The following is a 22521-nucleotide window of genomic DNA, read 5'->3' as shown; positions in this document are numbered from 1 at the left end:
GGTTTTGTCAAATTTCTCGAACAGGGGGTCATCCTTAAGAAAAGAAGAGGAATTTTAAATTGCTATATAATTATAAAAAAAATTCAAATCTTTCAGTGAATATCAAAAGTTCCATGAAATTCCTCCGTAAATAGCCCAACCATCTCCAGGCCAAAAGTACGTTTGTTTTGACAACGGAATCTTTCCTCCATTAGAGGCATCAAAAACATCACTCACCATTGCTACATAATGCTCGTTGGTTAAGTTCCTTCCGTCTAAATAAATGGATAGATGTTTTTTGGGATTTTGATATCCAATCCGAAAACCAAGCAAAGCAGTTCCAGGAGCAAATGTTGTGTTAACCAGATCCACTGGATAAGTGGACCATGCCATAACATTGGGTCCAATATAAAATCCAGAAGGATGCATATATAACAATTGTGCCATATAGGAATATTCAGGCACGCCAAAAAGTTGATTACCACTTAGATGTATCTCTTGATGCGTTGTAGGTGAAAAAAAATTCCCATTTAAATAAAACCGATACCAATCAAAAATCTGATAGAGCACAATTTGATCCTGATTTTGTGGGTCGGAATCGCTAACCATTAAACCCCTAGCCAGGGTGGTATTGAGACTGATTTCAATTCCACGATGAGTGGTTGGAGGAGCATTAATTGTATAAATTAGAGTATTAAGTGGAGGATTTAAAGAGACTTCAAGCAGTTCGTTTGTAACCCATGATTGAAAAAAAGCAAAACTCCAATTAAATCTATCCCATTGGCCTCTGGTTCCAATCTCAGCTGTGATGGCATTTTGAGCTCTATTAGGGTATAACGCAAGGTTGGGTGGTAAAGCGTTAGGGGAGATTGCCGTTTCATAAAGAGAAGGGGGTTCAAAGCTTCTTGCTACGCTGGTATAGACTTGATTATGAGGGTCCACTTGATACAGAAGCCCCAGTTTAGGATTGAATTGACTAAACGTCAGTGTGGTATCGACACTTCGATGAATGAGATCTTTATAAGCTTCGTTCGTCAACCGATCGTAAACAGCTTGTAAAGCTAGATTAATAGAAAATTTTTCGTTAACCCAGAATTGATCATAAGCGTAGATGGGTATATTTACGACAGTCATATTATATGTGGCCATTGGAGCTCCCTGAATAGTTCCCAAAAGCTTATTCCAATTCTCTTGATAGAACTCACCCATTGGCATGGCCCCAGCAACAATCAAGTTCCGATGTCCATAAAGGTCCATGGTATTTGTATAGTTGCAGGGTAGAGAGAAGAAATTATTGGAGCTTTGGAAAAAAAGACCATAAAAAGTTATCTGATGGAGATTGGTCCAAGAAATTCCCATGTTTACGGTTTGATGTTGATCAATAGTATAGGTTGCTTTGTCGGCTAGTCGGGTGGTGTCCCAAAATTGCCGATAGTCTCCCTCCACATAGGCTGGATTAGCTGTGGTAGGATCCGTTAAGACTTCCTCAAGAGCAAGAGGCCCAGGAACTTGCCATTGCTGGTTAGAATAGGTAAAATAGATCCGATTTTCAGCATTTGGTGTGATCTTATAGCCTATGTTTGTGTTCAACCAAGCATTGTTAAAGCTGTTGTGAAAACGATAGCCTTCTGCTGAAGCATCGGATAGAACTGCAAAATAATCTGTCTTGGACTCCACACCAGCTGCTTCAATGGAACCTTGTAGCCAGCCAAAACTACCAGCTGTAAAATAAGCTGAATAGGGAGGGGCAGTATAGCCAGTGTATGTGACGAAGTTTACGGCTCCAAAAAGTGTTGCAAATCCATAATTAAAAGCCTCGGCTCCACGAGATATCACAGAATACTGATAAGCCAATGGATCAAACTCCCCTTGATTAAACAGCACTCCATCTGGAGGGTTTAAGGGAAGCCCATCTTGCAAAAACCATATTCCTCTTTCAGTCCCTGCTCCAGTCGATAGGCCAGATCCCCTAATTGATATTCGGAAGGCATTAGGACCGGTAAATCCAGGTTGGGTCCATATGCCAGGTTGAAACAAAAAAAGATCTTGCAAAGTTGCTGCTCTGCCCTGACGGACTCGCTTAGCTTCTATAAGATTGGAACTTGCTGGAAGTTCATTTAATAATTCTTGCATTTTTTGTGCGGATGGAACAGTTAAAGAAGGCTCAGATTCAGAGACCTCCACTTCCGGCATAACCACTCTGGTATTTGGATTAGGTGATTCCTGAGATTGCTGACCATTTAATGAACCAAAATTTATACTATTATTTATTATACATAATATAAATAGCTTTCTTACTAAAGAATAGTTACAATATTTCATTATATATATGATTTCATGATTCATATATAAATACAATTATTAAGTATCATATATAATGATATTTTACATTATGACAAAGCAACGACAATATTGCGCAAAATCGTATCTGGTAATATGAGAGTATTATTTTTTTTATTTCACAATGTGACGATAGAATGGAAAATGTGTATATTCTAATTACATCATTAATTTTTACTTGAATGCAGCTATTTGGTATCAAATAGGAGTTATTTACTAAAGGATGTAGAAATGACAATGGGACAATTAAGGAAGATAATAAAAGAGAAAGATAAAAGAAAGTTTTTTGGATTGCTTACGGTCAGATGAATGAGAAAAATCCTGCTTTATTACCTAAAAAAACAATAGAAATCGTTGCCAAAAAGCTTCACCTATAGTCTAATTCTGTGAGTCATAAAAACTGGATTGCGTAGAAAAGGGAACCGATAATGCCAATGAAAAACACAATTACAATAAGCATGTTATAATTGTAATAATTTCTATTTAATTAGTATTAGTTTGTTTTTCACGATTTATTAGTAACCTATTGAGCTTCTGGAAATACAATATCAACATATATGGCCAGATGCAATAAAGAGAGAAATTCTGCGCTGCTGCATTTATGAAAGCTGTGCGGAGCGTCACTCAAAAACACCTTCTTCTTGCCCAATGAAATGGGGCATAGACGATTCTTAGATCGGTGTGTTAAAGGTCAATTTATCCAATAAAGATGATTTTTCGGGATCAATTCTTATCCCGTCATGACAATCCGTTCGATTAGAAGCCCTGGCGATTTATTTGTGGATGGGCCCACTGGAGTCTGTGATTCTCACGGCAGGTGGACACAAAACTACTTGAGTTTACACAAAAAATTAGCTTAGCAGTGGGCAAGGTTGTGCACCAACCTTGCTCACTGCGCTGCCCAGCCTACCTGAGAAAAAACAAGCAAAATAAGGACACAAAGGGAGTCAAAAAACATTTATGACTTTGTTCTCGACCTTTTTCAGCGGTGTAACTGAATGCTTTCTTTATAGCTTCGTAAAGTCTTTCTATTTTATCTTAAAAAGTAAGTTGAGATACTAGCAATCCAAACGGTTTTAAAGTTCAAAATTTATTCTTATAGGCTGACTCTGGTGATGCTCCCCTGAGCAGGCTTGATCAATAGGTATATCGACTGGCTTGTCTATCCTTTGGACATAATTTTTGGCAATGAGCCATTCTTCAAGTTCCTGACCACTGATATCAGCAAGCATTTCGCCATTGACTTCAACGCATGGAGAAAAAGGCTGCCCACTTTTCATAATCATCTCCTCCATGTTTTCAGGATAATTAATGATGTCTTTATCTTCGTAAGGAAGGTTGTATTTCTTCAAAATAGCTCTTACCCCGTTACTCCAACCACAAGATGGTTTTAAATAGGCAACAATACGTAGATTACTCATGGCAATTACTATATCTAGATTACACTTTTTGACTAGAAATTTTTTTAATAAACTAAAATTTTTCTTAGATTCTGACAATCCGCCTCTACGCCATTTTCTTTAGGAGTTTCCAAAACCATAGGCAAGCTAGCAAATCGACTATCTTCCATTATCCTTCGGAATGGTTCAAGGCCAATAGTCCCTTCTCCAATATGGGCGTGCCGATCAACGTTTGAGCCAAAAGGGCTACTTGAATCATTGAGATGAAACGCAGCAATTCTAGAGAGGCCTAAAGCAGCTGAAATTTTTTCAATCAATTCTTCATACCCTTCCTTGCTTTTTACGTCGTATCCTGCTTCCCAAAGATGGGCAGTATCTAAACAAAAACAAAAACGTTCCGGCTTGTTTAGTCTCTCAAAGATCGCTTTTAGTTGTTCAATATTTCTTCCAATCTGGCCGCCTTGACCCGCCATTGTTTCAAGGGCAATTTTTACCTCTTCTGCTTCGGTCATCTCCATCACTAGATTTAATCGAGTAGAGAGAACTTCAATTGCTTCTATTGTTTTCTCTACTGCAGAACTGCCAGGATGCAAAACGACAAATGGCAGAGTGAGCTTTGAGGCTATAGCCATTTCTTGGAGCAATGCGTGGATGGATTTTTCCGCTGTCTGTTCTGTCGAAGCGCAAAGGTTGATTAAATAGCTGAAATGACCAAAAAAAAAGATCCTATATTTTTCTTTTAAACTTAAAAATTGAGCTATATCTTCTGGATCTACTATTGGATCTTCCCATCTTCGACAGTTTTTCAAAAAAATTTGCGCAGCACTAAAACCGCAAGCTTTTGCACGTAAAACTGCAAATCGAAATCCACCGGCGATCGAAACATGCGCTCCGACAAGTCTAGATTTTATCTCAGCAGGCAAAAGGGGATGTTGACACATTTCCTGCTTTGGTAATCTCTCTTTAGTGCCCATTTTTAGGTTCCCATTTTTAAAAAACCTTAGATTTCCAGACTGGGGAAGCAAGCTTTCCGGTCCCATGATATTCAAAGAGCTGGCTGATAGGATAGAGCAAATAGCCCATGGGACCCCGCATATTGACCCGCATATCCATATCGAGATTATCTCGGATAAAATCGTATTTTCCAGAGCCTAAGACCGAAAAAGTAAAACTAGAAATTTTCAGGTCTTTAGTCAAAATACAACCATCTTTGATATTAAAACTAGCAGAAGCTTCATCGGCTCTAGCCATTGCAAAATCGGTGTCTTTTGTACTTAAAGAGGTAGAAATGATTCCTAAAAAAGGGATAGACATAATATAGCCATCATGAATCTCAATTTTCCCATCCCCTTTAAGAGAATAAAGATCTCCTAAATTTCCACCAAATTGAGTTTTGAAATTAAAAATTCCAGAATCTTTTTCGTTTTTAAATATTGTTAGCATGGCCTTATGAAAATCCCCATGCGTGATAGCAAATTGAGTGTGAAATGGAATCGTCTTCCGCCACAAACTGGAAGTATAAACTCCTTGAATGGTTCCATCGAAAAGAAAGCCGTGATGGACTTTGATGGTTAATTCCCTGCCTTTTAAGAAGATTTCTCCTTTGGGTTTGGTCAGAGGAAAGGTCACTTTAAAAATATCCAGATCCATAACAGAGGAAGAGACTACCTCGATATGCAAGTCAGTTTTTGGTTCTTTAGAATTTTTATCTATATCAACAACCCCGTTGACTTTTAAAAAAGGAGGAGAGTGGAACCGATAAGGTTTGACATAGGAATAAAATTCTTTTCCAAGAGCTGGTGCCGATTCGATGACGTTGACAGAAGAACAAAGATTGGTGATCCAAACAAGTTTTTTTTGAAAATTATGTCGAATGGTTCCGTTGACTGTTCCTTCTGGACGGCTGACTTGTAAGTTTGGTAAAAAAAGCTCGTAGTTGGAAAAAGTAAAATCCGATTCTGCCGATTTAATTAAAACTCCTTGATAAATAAAATTATTTATTAGATAGTGGCCAGAATAGACCCATTGCTTAGGATCTAGTGCAGGACCTCGGATTTCTAAGCTCACTGAAGGAAATTCTTTATTGAATTCTGTAACATCCAAGATCCTATCAAATTCAGATCCAAAAAAATTTTTGAAAATCTTAGGATTTATTCTATTACTGCTAATTTTTGCCCAGATAGTGGAATGAAGCCTATCCCAAAGCATTTCTCCAATCAACATCCCATCGGCAGTTTTTAGCTTAATCTCGGGGATAAATAGTTTCTTCCCATCATAAGCGATTGGTAAGGATAACTCGCTCAACTGATTGCCATAATAAGAAAAATTATGGCAATGGATGTCTACGACCAGACTGGTCATCTTCTGCTCTCCCCATTTTGTAGTCAAGCGACCACTGAAAGTAGGCAAATCATTGAATTTTAAGTTTTCAAAAGTCTTTTGCCAGCTTTTGTCCAATGCTGCTTTTAACAAAGTAATATCAGCGCTGCTGAGAAATTCGATAAACGAATTAGATCCTTTAAAATCTATTTCTCCCCATGCTGACATTTCTCCTCTAGGGAGTTCAATGGTAAATTCTTCAACCTGTAATACTCCACTGTTGAGTCTTAGCTCAGCAAAAATATTGTCAATAGGAGCGTTCTTAAACCATAGTTTTTTAGAGGATAGTTGAAAGGCTGCTGCTGCATTTTCCGGGTTTTTAGTACTAAGGTTAAGTGCACCTTCAAGCAGAAGTGGTTTTTGGGTTTCCAGTTGATCCAATGTGGCCATCACTTTTGACCATACTGCATCGATCCACTGGATTTGTTCCTCGGTTTGTGGATAAAAAGGAGGAAATCCGTTGAGCTCAATTTTGCCTTTAAGATCAAAATTTATATTAAGAATCCTGCCGCTGGCTTTTTTAATTTCTATGGCATCAGCCAGGAGCTTGACTGAAGCGTTGACCTGATGGATTTCTAGTTCATTGTGTGGAGTCAGAGGAATCGAAATCGTTGCGTTGGAAACAATGGCACTTTGTATCAACGGCTGGCCTTTCCACCATGAATACCATCCGACGGATAGATAAACTTTATCGACTTGGAGCCATATCGATTGTTTGTCTTTTGCACGGAATACGACGACTCGGTTGGCTATAAGATTGCCTTTGGGATCGATGGAGAGTTTATCTAGAGATATAATCATTCCACGGGATTCCAGTTCAGAAAGAACAAAACGTTTGACTGGCGATGGGAAACCGAAAAAGCGAAGGTAAAGAAAAAGACCTAGTATAATCCCTATTAAGGCTAAAATAAAGAGAAGGAGGAGCTTTTTTGTGAACGAACAAAAACTACACCAAAGTGCAAAAGGCAGACGATACGGAACAACTTCTGTGGAAGTTTTTTCTTTTTTGTCGATAGCTTCAGATTTTGGTGTCTTTTTGTGCACGTACAATTAAGATATACTATTCATTTTTGAAAGTTATGACAGAATTAACGCTTTTAGAAAAGATTGTTGCGCTATGTAAAAGAAGAGGCTTCGTTTTTCCTTCTTCAGAAATCTATGGAGGAATTAATGGGGTATGGGACTATGGTCCACTGGGGGCAGAACTGAAGAACAACATCAAAATGTCATGGTGGAAAGCCATGACACAGCTAAGAACGGATGTGGTTGGATTGGATGGTTCCATACTAATGAACAGGGAAGTATGGAAAGCAAGCAGTCATGAAGAGCAATTTGCCGATTGGTTTGTAGACTGTAAACTCTGTCATGCCAGGTTCCGATTGGATCATTTAAAAGAAAGTGCTTGTCCGTTACATCCTTCAAAACATCCAGGAGACTGCGGAGGAGAATTGACTGAGCCGAGGCGATTTAATCTTCTTTTTAAAACTTATGTTGGCCCTCTGGAAGAAGAAAGCACTCTGACCTATCTAAGACCGGAAACAGCTCAGTCGATTTTTGTGCAATTCAAAAATGTTTTGGAAAGTTCTCGAATGAAAATACCCTTTGGAATAGCCCAAATAGGAAAAGCGTTCAGAAACGAAGTTAATCCAAGAAATTTCATTTTTCGTTCCAGAGAATTCGAACAGATGGAACTTGAATATTTCATTCCTCCTGATACCGGCTTTCAGTATATTGAAGAATGGAAAGAACAACGGATCTTATGGTATGAGTCTATTGGTATTCCAAGAGCTCATATTCATGTTCGCGATGTACCAGAGGAGGAAAGAGCATTTTATTCTAAAAAAACCTACGATTTAGAATATGATTTTCCTTTTGGCAGGCAAGAACTCGAAGGAATAGCCTACCGAACGGATTTTGATCTCAAACAGCATGCCACTTTTAGTGGAAAATCTTTAGAATATTACGATGAAGAAAGAAAATGTAAATATATCCCCCATGTTGTCGAACCGAGTGCTGGCGTCGATAGAACTCTTTTAGCCTTACTTTGTGAAGCCTATAGGGAAGAGGAGGTCCTCGGAGAAAAAGGAGAAAAGGAAAAGCGCGTTGTACTCGGGTTTTCTCCAAGAATTGCCCCGATAAAAGTTGGGATATTTCCTCTTCTAAAAAACAAGATCGATATTGTTTCTAAAGCTAAAGAGGTCTTTAGGCTATTGCAAAAACATTTTAAGTCGTTTTATGATGAATCTGGAGCGATTGGGCGGCGATACCGACGAATGGATGAAATTGGAACACCCTTCTGTGTGACGATAGATTTTGAAACATTAGAAGGAGTAAGGGAGGGGGCACTGGTTGGGAAAAAAAATACTGTGACCGTTCGTTATCGAGATAGTATGAGGCAGGATAGAGTTATGATTGAGGAGCTTGTAGATTTTCTTAGAGAAAAGATTGAATAGAAAGCAGGCTCCCTTTAGCTATTCTTTTTTAGAGCTTCAAAGTTTAGGACAGCAGGCGCTGTTCTTTTTGGCTATTGCTACTAATGGTTGCCATAATTTTTGAGGCTTTTTCCCGAGCTGCTTCCATTTTTGGATAACGGATTTCTCTATATCCTTTTATTTCCTCAGGCAATTTGAGGATGTCTACCCAGAGTCGATATTCTTGCACAGTCGAGTAGTCGAATCCTTTGCAAAGAGAGAGGAACCAATCTCGAAAGGCTCTTTCATTAGCATGCCAACCAGGGAGAAGCCGTCTTAAAAATTTTGCTCTTTTCATAAGCTGAAGCATCCACTGAGAAGATTTCAATCGAAATCTAATCCTCAGTTTTCCAATAACAAATTCCGGGCAGGTCCAATGCTTGTAAACAATCTTGTCTCCTTTGTCAAAATGAATGTGTAGTTTCTGCAAGTCTTGTGATATGGTTTTGGGTTCCGTCAGAAGCCTTGCCACTTCGATTTCGTCTTTGATAGCCATGCATTTGTAGATGTTTTCAATGGCTGCTTTTGTCGCGGCGAATTGGAATTGGGCTTCGTCTTTAATTAAAATGGATTTGATGGCATCGAAATAGAGCTGGGCATAATTGATGTCTTCGTAAAGATATAAATTTTTGAGTCTTACACTAAAAGCCCGAATTGTAGGTGTATCCAGAGGATAGGAGGAGATCTCTGAGTTCCATTTCCATAGTTTTTGCGCCTCTTCTTTGTTGGATTTCTGGAGTTGATTAATGAAGGCATCCCATTCTTGATGGTAATCTTGAATTGGTGCTTGCTCATTGTGCTTCGCGATATCTAGGGAACCCGTAGCTAGGGCTCTGCCAACGGAAAAAGCTTCGAAGTTTATTGGACTTGCTTTGCCGAGAGTCTCTTGTACCGCCCATTCTATGCTTTCTAGAGAAAAAGGGAGTAGTCCAGACTGAAAGGCTGCTCCAACAACCATAAGATTAGAATAGAGCTTGTTATCAAAGTATTCTTCAGAAAGGCGTGAAAAAGGAAACTTTAAATACTTGTTTGGATTGATCATGGAAAGAATTTTTTCTTCGAATTGCTCAAAACTAAGTTGATCCTTTCCAAGTAACGAGCGGACGGTTTGAGTAATCGTTTCATTAAGAATCAGTGAGGTTTTTTCTGGAGAAGCAACTCTGTAGCGGCCTACTGGATCGATGATCCTGGCTGTTTCTAATGGATCCAAACCCAAAATCAGATCCGCATCCCCATAATTTCCAATTGGGGTAATAGGCGGGCTGTCTCCTTCAGATTTAGGGTAGAAAACAATTTGAGAAACTACGGAGCCATTTCGAATCGCTAGGCCATTGCGATCGCAAAATTGCACCCTGTATCCATCCCTATGCCCTGCTCTCACAAGGACAGCAGTAACACTGGCAATCCCCATTCCCCCCACTCCAGCTACGACGATTCGAAATGGCTTCGTCAAATTTTCTCTACGTGGTAAATCCAATTTTAAATTTTCTTTTTTCGCAGTCGATCGAGGCGAGCTTCGATAAACAGTTAGCTCTTCAAAGGCTGGACAGGCTCCAACCCTAGCACATGCCCCATCAGCTATGCACCAGGATAAGTCGGTAGCCATCTTTTTCCCAAAATCGGTTTCAACAAAAGTTAATCCTGGACAACCTGTGGCTAGCGTACATTCCAAGCAAAATTCGCAAACATCGGGATTAATAAAGACATATCTTTTCTTTGGAATATATCCTTTTTCCCTAAGTTCTTTCCTTTCTCTACTTGTTTGTCTGCGCTGAGAAACAATGGCGCATTCCTTTTCGGCAATCACCACTTTTACCCCATCTTTCAAAAGGGTGCGCTCTAGAAGCATTTTATAACTTTCTCTGGACGCAGGATTGAGTCTATAGATGGGAACGCCAGTTTTTTCAGTCACCGAAGCAATAATTTTTTCTATGTCCTGAGAATCTGTTCGGTCACCGAGAAGGTCTTTATCTAGAGCTGGGGTTGTTTGATGCCCAGTCATAGCAGTGGTCCTATTGTCCAAAATAATGTAGGTGATATCTTGTCCATTTTTAACGGAGTTGGAAATGGCGATCATCCCAGAATGGAAAAAGGTGGAATCACCCATGAATACCACTTGTTTGTTTTTAATAAATGGGTCGATTCCTAATCCTGTGCCTCCCCCCAAACCCATGCCACTGTAATTATGCATTAGGTTTTGAAAAGGTTCGAACATCAGCATAGTATAGCAGCCGGTATCCCCATGAAACACAAGTTCAATAGGATCAGATTGGTATTGGGATTTCATGTATTGGGGATTCTTAAAATCTTTTTGGATTTCTAGAAGTACGGCTGCTGAATCTCTGTGAGGACAACCAGGACAGAAGGTGGGAGTCCTTATTGGTAGATTAAAAGAAGTCCTTGAATTACCTTCTAAAGTAAAACCTCTGAAAGAACTTGTTCTCTCATTGCTTATCGACAGTGTGGAGAAAAGAGGGCTTAATATTTGAATAAGGATAGAAGGATCTAGCCCCCCTGTTGTGGGAATGCCTTGGAGTCCAAAAGGAAATTTTTTCCCATAAATTTTTTTTGTAATTCCTTCCTGATTAAAGAGCAAAACAAGGGCTTCTTCAACAAAAGCCCTTCTTTCTTCTATCACGTAGAGTTCTTCGACGGCTTCGGCAAATGGAATGATAACCTCAGGATTTAAAGGATACGATAAACCGAGCTTTAAAATAGGGATTTGCCCATACATCCCAAGGGTGTTTAATGCTTGAAGGAGGTAACAATAAGCAAGACCAGAGCTAATAAAACCTATTTTTTTGCGGCCTTTTTTCTGATCCAAAAATTCACTTTTATCTATTCCTAGCTCCTTAGCTTTGGACCAAAGAAGGTGATACCGAAAAAGATAATCTTGTTCTCTTTTAGAAGTCCTTGGTGGGAGAATTACCCGATTCTCTAAGTCTATTTCTGAGCTGTTAAGCAAAAAAGGATTAAGGGCATTGTGAATGGGAAAATGGTTTTTCTTCACAGAGACCGTACCACCACCATCGGCTTGATTGGTCGTGACTAAATAGCCTATGAAAAGATTAGAATGCCGGGAGAGAAGAAATCCTAAATTAATCCAATCTTTCATCTCTTGGATTGTTGAAGGCTCTAAAAGAGGCATATGAAGATGCTTGCAAAGAAAGCGAGAATCTGCTGGAGCTTGAGTTGAATCATTCCATGGATCATCCCCAATGATGACAATTGCCCCTCCTTCAGGATGACTGCCACATAGATTACCTAGTGCTAATCCATCGGAAGCCACATGGAACCCAACACTTTTCATGGCTGCAACAGCTCTTAGGCCAGCCATCTGTGAGCCGTTAAGCATAGCCGCAGCCAGAGCCTCATTATTGGCAAGGATTGCCTGAATGCCGTGTTCTTTTAGCAAGCAAGCAATTGATTCAACTGAATCAAAAATACCAGAGATGGGTGAACCAGGATAGCCTGTTATGAGATGAACACCTCCATCAGTTTCAAGAAGTCCTTTAACGATAGCCTCATTACCAGTATAAACTTCAAAGCCCTCTTCTTTAAGAAATCTTGGATCGGCTGCTGTGATAATACTTTTAGTTGCCATGAAATATTTTTGTAGTTGTATTATAGCTCTTATGAAAAGTAAATCATTATAAAAATGTTAGTTTCGTTTTGATTTAAAAAGAACTTGCCGATTTTCTTCCTCTAATTCATATTTGTTTTGGAAAAGGAGAAGGAGGCGAGGAGACACATAAAAGTGATGTAACTCCAAAGAAGAAAATAAAATTTTAGGGAGACTTTTTAGTAAAAGCAAACGATAAATAAAAAAGGAGTTTTTATGAAAAAAATGACAAAGTATCTTACAGTCCTCTTTTCTATTGTTGTTTGTGGTACGTTTTTTGCCACTCAAGGTCATGGACGGATGATTCAGACTACAAGAGGGGATATGGTTATTGTAGGAAAACAGGGGAATAATTACTTAGGGAAATCAGGAGAATGTCCATCCTGCAAAAAAGAAAAGAAACAGAAAAAGACTGAATAAAATGTTTTGTTAAAGAGTTTTGTTATAGAGTGGAATTATTAAAAAAAAGCCAAAGGAAAAAACCTTTGGCTTTTTTATACTATCAAGCAAAGCATTACTTTTTTTTGTACACTCTATTCCTTATAAACAGATCGACCAGCGATGGGATGGTTTTTATGTAATCTTCTCTCAAGAGGAGAAGTTTCCTTGGGTATAGTTAGGAGCATAAAGCTTTTGAATTTTTGATGTTTCGATAAACAAACATTGGCTCTTCAGATTTATTATTTTCTGGTGCGTTTATCTCTTCTACAATCTTTTCAATGAGATGATGGTGTGGAGAATAAATGCAGGCAGGATCAGTTGCTGAAGCATCGGCTGTGAACAAGAAGGCTTGACAGCGACAACCCCCAAAATCGATTTCTTTGCGAGGGCAACTCTTGCATGGTTCGGGAAGAAAATCGGTCCCTCGGAATTTATTGAAGGCTTCAGAATTCCACCAGATATTCTCTAAATTATCTGATCGGATATTTGGAAAAGAAAGGGAGCGGATGTCACGTGCGCTTTGGCAAGGTAAAACCGTTCCGTCAGCTGAAACAGTCATATATACTTTAGCCCATCCTTGAAGACAAGGTTTTGGAAACGGACTATAATAATCGGGGATTACAAAAAGAATTTCCATCTTCCCTTTATACTTTTCTTTTGCTCTTGAAGCTTCTTTAGCAGCCTTTTCCACTTGATGCCTTCTAGGAAGTAACTCCTTTCTGTTATGTAGAGCCCAACCATAGTACTGGGTGTTAGCCAGTTCTAGCCTCTGAGCCCCTAAGGCTGCCGCGAAATCTATAATTTCAGATATTCTTTCAATGTTATGTCGATGAATGACAACGTTAATCCCTAAAGGAATAGAAAATTCATTAATGAGCTGAACGGCTTCTAATTTTTTTTCAAAGCTCTTTTTTACTCCTGAAAAAAGATCAGCACTTTCGGGCCTGCAATCCTGAATGCTTAGCTGAATGCTGTCCAATCCAGCTTCTTTTATCTCTTTTAAAAGTTTCCTGTTAATCAAGGTTCCCCCTGTACTCATATTCGAATAAAACCCTAGGTCATGAGCAGTACGAATCAAAACAGGCAGGTCTTTTCGTACTAATGGCTCACCTCCAGAAAAATAAACTTGCAAAATTCCAAGTTTTTGAGCCTCTTGAAGGACTCTTATCCACTCTTCGGTAGACAGTTCGTCTTTCAACCATTTCGAGTATCCTAGGGTATTACTGCAATAAGGACACTGTAAAGGACAGTGAAAGGTCAGCTCACAGAGTAAGGATAAGGGTAATAACTTTGGGGTGGACATACAAATTTTTTAATTAAGTTGAATAAACCCCTTTTCACATAGGGTTAATATAAAATTCCATATATCTTTTTCTACCGCAACCCTGTCGATGGAATATTCTTTGGATAGTTCGGTAACAATATCATCAACTTTTCTCTTTCCATCACACAAAAGCAAGATTTTGTAAGCAGTTTGGTTTAGAAAAAGGAGTCCTTCTGGATACAATAGAACCGGCTTTTGTCTTGCCTGATCAAATTTGAGCCGTGCTTTCGAGGAAAGAGTTGGGATTTTATCAGAGTGCATAGGGAGGCTTGGGCGTACAAATCCCCAACTGGTAATGCATGTAGAGCGCATCGAGCATCGACCAAAGCAGATCACATTTGAATTGTAAGGCTTCAATCGCGGCAAGCTGCAGGGATTGGGTAGTACATCTTTTAAGCACGAGATCAAGGGTAAATCGGACATCTTTGGGGGCTTGTTCAACTCTTTTTTCAAAATATTTTAATCCTTCAGGATCGATCCACGGATAATATTTTGGGAAAGCTGAAATCCGAATCCTATGTATGGTAGGGGCAAAAAGCTCTGTCAGAGAAGAAGCCATGGCGATTAACCAATGTTGTCCTCTACAGAAATGGACATAAGCATCTACAGCATACCGAACCGTTGGAAGTAAGAACCGATGAGACAAAAGATCTTCCCGACTAAGCCCGACAGCCTTTCCTAGATTAAGCCATCGTTCAATGCCGCCAGGATCTTCTCCGAACCCATCATGATCATGGATCCTAGATATCCAGATGCGCCTCAATTCTCTCTCTGGACAGTTCGATAGGATTGCGGCATCTTTGATGGGGATTTGTTCCTGGTAATAGAAACGATTGGCTACCCATCCCTGCAAGGCCTCTTTGGAGAGTTTGCCTTCGTTCATCAGCAGGTGAAAAGGGTGTTTATCATGATAGCTAATATTTCCTATCGATCTGAGCACCTCTTCGAATTGGGCAGGAGGCAGGGGTAGTTTTGAAACAAATTCTTCTTTCGGTATAAAGGAAGGATAAATAGGCAAAGCATCAAAGGAATTCATCGGAAGAAAATCATAGCAAAAGTTTCATGCCATCGTAAGCAATTTCTATTCCTAAAGAACGCACAGCTTTTGCCTGTGCCGAATCAGGATCAAGCATGGGATTGGTATTGTTGATATGAATGTAGATTTTTTTAGGAATTTGTAGAGTGCTAAGCCAGCTTAGCGATCCGTTTTCACCACCCACAGGAATATGCCCCATTTCTGAAGCTTTTTTCTCTTTAATATTCCAAAGCAAAAGTTCGTTTTCTGACCAAAAAGTCCCATCGACAAACAGGCATTCGGCTTCCTGAATAAATTCTTCTAAACTGCTACTTATCGATGGCAAAGCAGGGCAATAAACAACTTTTAAACCAGATTCATCTTCGATACTTACCGCAATCACATCACCTGGTCGCGGCTCTCTTTTTGCATATGGTGGTGGCCCTCCCGGTAACTCAAAAGCATCAAAAAGCAACGAGCCTATTTTTATTGGGAAAGAGCTTCGTTTCAATCGAACATAGGAAGACAAGATTCGAGCAATTGGATAGTGTTCAGAAATTAGATCCCAAGTGCTGTCAGAACAAACAATCTCAATTTCTTTGCCTTCACGCAAAGAAAGAAGGCCAGAGGCATGATCAATCTGTCCATCAGTTAGAATAATAGCAGCAAATGGAGAAGAACGAATTTCAAGACCGGGAGGCACCAGTTCTAAATGAAGAGCTAATTGAGTAGGCAAATCGATCGATGCATTTAAAAGAATCCACTTTTCCCCCTCCATCCGAACGGCTATAGAGGATTGGGTTCTTCTAAAGGAAAAAACCTCTTTCTTTTCCTTGATTTCCATCCGGGCGCGAACACAATTTGGACAAAGACAATTCCATTGTGGAATCCCTCCACCCGCTCCCGAACCTAAAACTATGACTTCCATATTGGAGCACAAAGGGCAAAGACAGAATTGCCTTTGCCCTTTGTGGAAGCTTTTTAACTCATCGAAGATTAATTCTCAGCAACAAACGCGTAGGCTGTCACTTCCATGCAGAGATTCATCTCTTCGAATGCAGGTTTTTCCCAATTCATGAGTCCTCCTATTTTAAATGAAATTAATAAATTATTTTTTTCTCATTCAATTGCAATTTTTTATTGAAATGCAATTTCAATTTTTTAGATTTTTCTACATTGATTATTTTAATGTAACTCAGAAGCACGACAATCTAAATAAATTTTTTATTTTTTTTTCAATGAGTATTCAAAAAAACGGTTTTTTTAATTTCTTTCTCTTGAAATTTAAGATCTTATCATTCTCCACTCTTTTGATCCATTTGTGGGTCTTCTTTTTGGTTATTATTTTTTCTGCGTTGATTTGTTTTTCCTCCGTAAGAGCTAGCGTTCATCCTTTAGCCTATGTTAGCTGTGAAGGAGGGATTGCCATTATTGATATTGAGAAAAATGAAAAACTCATGACGATTGCACTTCCCGGTAGCATGCTTAGGGGTATTGGTATTGACAAAGAAGGGAAAACCCTTTTTGTCGCTGACAAATCGACTCAATCCTTGCTAATTCTGGATGCGAACAATGGAAAAATAAAAAAAGCGATACGGCTTGGACAAAATCCTGAATTTTTGCGATTACATCCAGAAAGAAAATTCCTCTTTGTTTCCTATGAGCCAGATCTTTTAAAGTCATCAAGCCCTATAGGAGCAAAAATTGCTCAAATTGATATCCAAAAAGAAAGGATAGACAATGAGTTTTCCGGGGGAAACGAAACTGAAGCCATAGAGTTTTCTCAAGATGGATCTAAACTCTTGGTTGCCAATGAGGGAGAAAATTCCATTGGCCTTTATGATATTGAAACGCGACGGGAAATCCGCCGGATAGATCTTCAAAAAATTGGCACAAGACCTCGAGGTTTAAAGAGGGCGCCTCAAGAGGAAATCTATGCGGTGACTTTTGAAAACAGCAATACCTTAGCTTTGTTCGACAAGAATTTTTCTCTTCTTAAAACTACGACCACCGCTTCTGGTCCTTATGGAGTGGCCTTCGATCCATCAGGCAAAAGGCTTTTGCTACTTGCTTTCCGGGATAGAAAACTTCAAGTGTTCGATTCCCAAAATCTGAAGCTTTTGGCGGAAGCTCCTGTAGGTTTGCGAAGCTGGCATTTTACTTTTAGTCCAGATGGAAAAAAAATCTTAGTTGCTAGTGGCCGATCTGATGCTCTCTACATTTTCGATGCGGACAATTACAAAGAATTAGCCAAGATTGAAGGAATAAAAATGCCTTGGGGAATAATCACCTATCCCTTAAGTTATGGAAGTCTAGATAGTCCATAAAATATTTTAATGAATCTGATAAAAAAATTATTTTAATAATTTTTATTTTAGAATATTGATTGATAGGGAAAAATCGGATAATTAAATTAGTAAATGCATTTATTTTGTTATGTTGTTAATAATGACAGGACTGAAGTGTTATTAAAAAAAATTATGATAATCAAATTTAGGAAACGAAGAAAGAAATTCAATTAGAGAACGGATCGATGAGAACAATGAACCAAAAACTACTGGACAGCTTAGCTTTCTATTCTACGAAACCCAATGGGCTTATTCCCTTCTATCATAAAGTACAAGAAGAAATTGGGTATATTCCTAAAGAATTTCTACCTCAGATTGCTTCTTCTTTCAATCTTTCTCAAGCTGAAGTGTATGGTGTTCTTACTTTTTATGCTGACTTTCGAACTAAGCCTCCAGGAAAAAACATCATAAAGATTTGTCGAGCTGAAGCCTGTCAAGCCAATGGCTGTCATAGAGTGATAGAAAAAGCAAAAGAAACGTTGAAAATTGATTTTGGTGGGACGACCGCTGATGGCAAAGTGACATTACTACCTACTTTTTGTTTTGGCAATTGCGCTAATGGTCCTTCGGTGGCTCTCAATGGAAAGCTCTACGGAAGAGTTGATGCTCGAAAAATTGAAAACCTAATCCACTCCTTACCCTAGTTATGCACACCCTTTATATAGCAAAAGATTATTCAGCCATCGCTGTAGGTGCAGACGAGGTGGCTTTTGCAGTAGAAAAAGAAGCTTTCTTAAGGAATATCCCCATCCGGATAGTCCGTACGGGTTCTTATGGACTTTATTGGTTGGAGCCGGTTATAGAAGTCGAACTAGAAGGAGGCAGAAGGATCGCCTATGGGCCAGTGACTGAAGAGGCGATTGGCTCATTATTTGATTCAGGTTTCCTGGAGGGTTCAGACCATCCTCTTTGTTTAGGAAATCTTCAAGAGCATCCTTACTTGAAAAAACAGACAAGATTGATTTTTGAACGAATCGGAAAGAACGATCCTTTATCATTAGATTCTTACATGGCTTGTGGGGGATTTCAGGGATTAAAAAAAGCGATTGAATTGGGTCCAGACAAAGTCATTGATCAAATTACAAAATCTGGGTTAAGAGGCCGTGGTGGGGCAGCCTTCCCAACTGGCATCAAATGGAAAACAACAAAGGGGGCTATCGCTTCCCAGAAATACATCGTCTGCAATGCGGATGAAGGGGATTCAGGAACCTTTTCTGATAGAATGGTTATGGAAGGCGATCCATTCTTGCTCATTGAAGGAATGGCGATTGCTGGGTTTGCTGTAGGAGCTGATAAAGGATATATCTATCTTCGGTCTGAGTATCCGCTTGCTCACGAAGTACTCAACAAAGCCATTGCGGTTTGTAGATCGCAGGGAATATTGGGCAGTCCACTCTTTGGTTCCTCCTTTTCTTTTGATTTAGAGGTTTTTCTTGGAGCAGGAGCCTATGTCTGTGGAGAGGAAACAGCTCTTCTTGAGAGCCTTGAAGGCAAAAGAGGAATGGTAAGGCCAAGACCGCCTTTACCAGCCCTTAAAGGATTGTGGGGAAAACCCACCGTAATCAACAATGTGATTACTCTAGCTTCTGTTCCATGGATTTTGTCTCATGGAGGAGAGGCCTACGCAGCCTATGGAGTCAACCGATCCAAAGGTACTTTGCCGGTTCAACTCTCTGGAAATCTCAAGTATCCGGGACTTGTAGAAGTACCCTTTGGCATATCTCTTCGGGATCTGGTTTATGGTTTTGGAGGAGGCACGCGTAGCGGTAGGCCACTCAAAGCCATTCAAATTGGAGGTCCCTTGGGTCCTTATCTTCCCGAACATCTTTTGGATATTCCTCTAGATTACGAGGAATTAAGCAAAGTCAAAGGGATTGTAGGTCATGGGGGAATCATTGTGTTTGATGATCAAACAAACTTGGCGCATATGGCTCATTATGCCATGGAATTTTGTGCTGAGGAATCTTGTGGAAAATGCACGCCTTGCAGGATTGGTTCGACCAGGGGCATGGAGTTAATGGAAAAAATTTTAATGGGGAAAGGATCTCGAAAAGAGCTAGAGCTGCTTTTCGATCTGTGTGATACGATGCTTCATGCTTCATTATGCGGCTTGGGAGGAATGACTCCCTTCCCCGTTTTGAGTGCGTTGAGACATTTTCCAGAGGATTTTGGCTATAGTAAAGAAGAAATTTGTGCCTTTGCGGGCGCTCTTTAATGTGAAAGAAAAAAGAGGACAGATTCAAAAAATTACACCGCTAGAAAATCAGAAAAAGGAGGACGAAGCCATGTTAACCGACAAACGAATAGATCTTGGAACGCCTGGAAGCCCTATAGAGTGGATTAAATATAGAAACGGCCATAAGAATGGTGCTACTCAAAATAAAATGGCTCGGTTTGTCCACGAATCCGAGATTCAACCAAAAGCTGTAACTCTAACCATTGATGGGATAGAAGTCAGCGTTCCTGAGGGGACATCCCTTTTAAGGGCTGCGGCATTGCATGGAATTATGATTCCCAAGCTTTGTGCTACAGAAAGCCTTGAACCTTTTGGATCTTGTAGGCTTTGTCTTGTGGAAATAGAAGGCAAAAGAGGGTATCCAGCCTCCTGTACGACCCTTGTAGAACAGGGCATGAAGGTCAAAACATTTTCTGAAAAACTTGCCAAGCTCCGTCGCAACGTTATGGAATTGTATATTTCGGATCATCCCTTGGATTGTTTGATGTGCCCTGTGGATGGCGACTGTGAGCTTCAAGACATGGCAGGTGCTGTTGGATTGAGAGATGTCCGTTATGGTTTTTCAGGAAAAAATCATCTAACAAGTCCTAAAGATAAAACAAATCCTTATTTCACATTTGATCCCTCCAAATGCATTGTCTGTTTTCGATGCGTTCGTGCTTGCGATGAAATTCAAGGAACTCTGGCTCTTACTGCGCGTCATAGAGGATTTGATTCTGTTATCACTCCAGGTCCTACCCATGAGTTTCTGAGCTCAGAATGCGTTTCTTGCGGAGCCTGCGTTATGGCCTGTCCAACAGCGGCCTTGATCGAAGATACAGTCATAGAAAAGGGTCTCCCCCTAAAATCAACGATTACAACCTGTGCCTATTGTGGAGTTGGTTGTTCTTTCGAAGCTCAAACCCAAGGCAATGAAGTCATTCGAATGGTGCCCTATAAAAATGGTCATGCTAATCATGGGCATTCTTGTGTTAAAGGTAGGTTTGCCTGGACTTATGCGTTGAGTCCTGAAAGGCCATTAAAGCCTATGCTCCGGAAAAAAATCGAAGACCCTTGGAAAGAAGTGAGCTGGGAAGAAGCTATTGCTTATGTAGCTTCGGAATTTAAGAGAATAACTGATAAATATGGCAGAAATTCGATTGGGGCTGTGAGTTCTTCTCGGTGTACTAATGAAGAGGACTATCTTGTACAAAAGCTGGTTCGAGCAGTCTTTCACAATAACAATATCGATACTTGTGCTCGGGTCTGCCATTCTCCTACAGGTTATGGATTGAAGGCAGCCTTTGGAACCTCAGCAGGAACGAATCCCTTTGATTCTATTCAGTTTTCTGATGTTATTTTTGTTATCGGTGCCAATCCTACGGATGGGCATCCTGTTTTTGGTTCCCAGATGAAACGTCGACTTCGCCAAGGTGCACGTCTGATTGTAGCCGATCCAAGAAAAATCGATCTTGTCAAAACACCCCACATTCGAGCCGATTATCATCTTCAATTAAAGCCTGGGACTAACGTAGCTTTGCTGAATGCTATCGCCTATACGATCCTTGAGGAGGGGCTCGAAGATAGGAAATTTATTGAAGAGAAATGTGATAAGGTCTCCTTTGAAAAATGGATGCAATTTGTTCGAAAGCCTGAGAATGCACCGGAAGCAGTACAGGAAATAACAGGAGTTCCTGCCGAAACCATTCGAGCTGCTGCAAGACTGTATGCTACCGGTGGTAACGCAGCCATCTATTATGGACTTGGCGTAACTGAACATTCCCAAGGGACAACTGCTGTGCTAGCTATAGCGAATCTGGCTATGCTTACTGGAAATGTAGGTAAAGAGGGAGCAGGAGTTAATCCTCTGCGGGGTCAAAACAATGTGCAAGGCTCCTGTGACATGGGTTCTTTCCCTCATGAATTTTCAGGCTATAGGCATGTATCTGATTTTGAAACGAGGATGCTTTTCGAAGGAGCATGGAATGTACCCTTAGATCCAGAGCCGGGATTAAGGATTACTAATATGCTAACGGAAGCTGTGTATGGGAATTTTAAGGGCATCTATGTGCATGGGGAGGATCTTACTCAATCGGATCCTGACAGCAATCACGTTATCCAAGCCCTAAAATCAATGGAACTAGTGGTCCTTCATGACATTTTCCTCAATGAAATGTCGAAGTACTGCCATGTGTTTTTGCCTGGATGTTCCTTTTTGGAAAAAGATGGAACTTTTACCAATGCGGAAAGAAGGATTCAAAGAGTCAGGCAAGTCATGCCTCCGCGCTGCGGAAAACAAGAATGGGAAGTGATTCAGGAAATCGCTCAAGCAATGGGTTATCCCATGCATTATAATCATCCCTCAGAAATCATGGATGAAATTGCGAGACTTACTCCAACCTTCCGAGGGGTAAGCTATGAGAAACTTGATAAATTGGGAAGCATTCAATGGCCATGTAATGAACAGGCAACTGAAGGAACTCCAGTAATGCATAAGGAGAAATTCTTTAGAGGCTTAGGACAGTTCCATATTACTGGTTATGTTCCAACGCCAGAAAAGCCATCCAGGCGTTTCCCTCTTATCCTCACAACAGGCAGAATTTTACATCATTACAATGTGGGTACCCAGACAAGGCGGACGCAAAACGTTATCTGGTTTAAAGAAGATATCTTAGAAATTCATCCATCAGATGCTGAAGAAAGGGGAATCAAAGATGGAGAGTTGGTAGAAGTGACCAGTAGAAAGGGCAGTGGAACTTTTAGGTGTAAAATAACCGAAAGAGTGCAACCGGGCACTGTATATGCGACTTTCCATTTTCCTGAAAGTCGTGCAAATATTGTCACTACTGAAATTTCAGATTGGGCAACAAACTGTCCGGAATATAAGGTTACTGCTGTGCAAGTAAGCGCTCTTGCTAAAGAAGCAAAAGAAAAAACCGTTGCCTGTTAAGAAGGAGGGCATTACACCATTTGTAAAATTTCTATCA

The 22521-nt window shown here is 40.0% G+C and carries 16 protein-coding genes; 6 read left to right on the top strand and 10 right to left on the bottom strand.

The window, feature by feature from the left end; all coding sequences use genetic code 11:
* Positions 1–102 precede the first annotated feature (102 nt).
* From QOL44_RS06565 to QOL44_RS06550, 4 genes are all read right to left on the bottom strand, one after another.
* Entirely contained in the window at positions 103–2325 is a 2223-nt protein-coding gene (locus QOL44_RS06565; RefSeq protein ID WP_009060868.1) for a TonB-dependent receptor family protein, read from the bottom strand.
* Positions 2326–3395: 1070 nt separating this feature from the next.
* Positions 3396–3740 (bottom strand): glutaredoxin family protein, encoded by a 345-nt coding sequence (locus QOL44_RS06560; RefSeq protein ID WP_009060870.1) that lies wholly within the window; start codon positions 3738–3740, stop codon positions 3396–3398.
* Between the two features lie 44 nt (positions 3741–3784).
* Positions 3785–4693 carry a deoxyribonuclease IV gene (locus tag QOL44_RS06555; RefSeq protein ID WP_228343266.1) on the bottom strand — a complete coding sequence of 303 codons (909 nt, stop codon included), beginning with the start codon at positions 4691–4693 and terminating at the stop codon, positions 3785–3787.
* 16 nt (positions 4694–4709) lie between these two features.
* Positions 4710–7142 (bottom strand): AsmA-like C-terminal region-containing protein, encoded by a 2433-nt coding sequence (locus QOL44_RS06550; protein WP_244229082.1) that lies wholly within the window; start codon positions 7140–7142, stop codon positions 4710–4712.
* 35 nt (positions 7143–7177) lie between these two features.
* Here QOL44_RS06550 and QOL44_RS06545 point away from each other — a divergent pair, with 35 nt between their 5' ends.
* Positions 7178–8551, top strand: coding sequence for a glycine--tRNA ligase (locus QOL44_RS06545; protein ID WP_009060876.1), 1374 nt, complete (start codon positions 7178–7180; stop codon positions 8549–8551).
* Positions 8552–8594: 43 nt separating this feature from the next.
* Here the strand turns inward: QOL44_RS06545 and QOL44_RS06540 are convergent, their stop codons facing one another.
* Positions 8595–12173, bottom strand: coding sequence for a DUF6537 domain-containing protein (locus QOL44_RS06540; RefSeq protein WP_009060878.1), 3579 nt, complete (start codon positions 12171–12173; stop codon positions 8595–8597).
* 234 nt (positions 12174–12407) lie between these two features.
* Between QOL44_RS06540 and QOL44_RS06535 the strand changes: the two genes are divergently transcribed.
* Complete coding sequence (locus QOL44_RS06535; RefSeq protein ID WP_009060879.1) at positions 12408–12611, top strand: hypothetical protein; 204 nt, start codon at positions 12408–12410, stop codon at positions 12609–12611.
* A 196-nt stretch (positions 12612–12807) separates the two neighbouring features.
* Here QOL44_RS06535 and pqqE read toward each other — a convergent pair whose 3' ends face one another.
* The 5 genes from pqqE to pqqA all read right to left on the bottom strand — a co-directional run bounded on the left by pqqE (position 12808) and on the right by pqqA (position 16048).
* Positions 12808–13935: a pyrroloquinoline quinone biosynthesis protein PqqE gene (pqqE, locus tag QOL44_RS06530; protein WP_009060882.1), complete on the bottom strand. Its 1128-nt coding sequence runs from the start codon at positions 13933–13935 to the stop codon at positions 12808–12810.
* A gap of 9 nt (positions 13936–13944) precedes the next feature.
* Positions 13945–14217, bottom strand: coding sequence for a pyrroloquinoline quinone biosynthesis peptide chaperone PqqD (gene pqqD, locus QOL44_RS06525; RefSeq protein WP_009060883.1), 273 nt, complete (start codon positions 14215–14217; stop codon positions 13945–13947).
* Complete coding sequence (gene pqqC, locus QOL44_RS06520; RefSeq protein ID WP_009060886.1) at positions 14207–14992, bottom strand: pyrroloquinoline-quinone synthase PqqC; 786 nt, start codon at positions 14990–14992, stop codon at positions 14207–14209. Before pqqC ends, pqqD begins: the two co-directional genes overlap by 11 nt.
* Before the next feature lie 10 nt (positions 14993–15002).
* On the bottom strand, positions 15003–15899 hold the full coding sequence (pqqB, locus tag QOL44_RS06515) for a pyrroloquinoline quinone biosynthesis protein PqqB (RefSeq protein WP_009060888.1): 897 nt from the start codon (positions 15897–15899) through the stop codon (positions 15003–15005).
* Positions 15900–15967: 68 nt separating this feature from the next.
* The gene (pqqA, locus tag QOL44_RS11295; protein ID WP_079199488.1) at positions 15968–16048 is read right to left on the bottom strand and encodes a pyrroloquinoline quinone precursor peptide PqqA; all 81 of its coding nucleotides are present in this window, start codon (positions 16046–16048) and stop codon (positions 15968–15970) included.
* A gap of 161 nt (positions 16049–16209) precedes the next feature.
* On the opposite strand from pqqA, the gene QOL44_RS06510 reads away from it, so the two are divergent.
* The 4 genes from QOL44_RS06510 to fdhF all read left to right on the top strand — a co-directional run bounded on the left by QOL44_RS06510 (position 16210) and on the right by fdhF (position 22484).
* Positions 16210–17298 carry a beta-propeller fold lactonase family protein gene (locus QOL44_RS06510; RefSeq protein ID WP_134372472.1) on the top strand — a complete coding sequence of 363 codons (1089 nt, stop codon included), beginning with the start codon at positions 16210–16212 and terminating at the stop codon, positions 17296–17298.
* A 215-nt stretch (positions 17299–17513) separates the two neighbouring features.
* On the top strand, positions 17514–17963 hold the full coding sequence (locus tag QOL44_RS06505) for an NAD(P)H-dependent oxidoreductase subunit E (RefSeq protein WP_134372469.1): 450 nt from the start codon (positions 17514–17516) through the stop codon (positions 17961–17963).
* Positions 17964–17965: 2 nt separating this feature from the next.
* A complete protein-coding gene (locus QOL44_RS06500; protein ID WP_009060894.1) occupies positions 17966–19534 on the top strand; it encodes a formate dehydrogenase beta subunit in 1569 nt (522 codons plus the stop codon).
* Positions 19535–19703: 169 nt separating this feature from the next.
* Positions 19704–22484 (top strand): formate dehydrogenase subunit alpha, encoded by a 2781-nt coding sequence (gene fdhF / locus QOL44_RS06495; protein ID WP_045086886.1) that lies wholly within the window; start codon positions 19704–19706, stop codon positions 22482–22484.
* Positions 22485–22521: the final 37 nt, after the last annotated feature.

It is taken from the genome of Candidatus Methylacidiphilum fumarolicum, assembly GCF_949774925.1.
GTDB classification, from domain to species: Bacteria; Verrucomicrobiota; Verrucomicrobiia; order Methylacidiphilales; family Methylacidiphilaceae; genus Methylacidiphilum; species Methylacidiphilum fumarolicum.
Note: the sequence above shows the minus strand (reverse complement) of the source record. Positions and strands in the feature narration are given on the sequence as shown.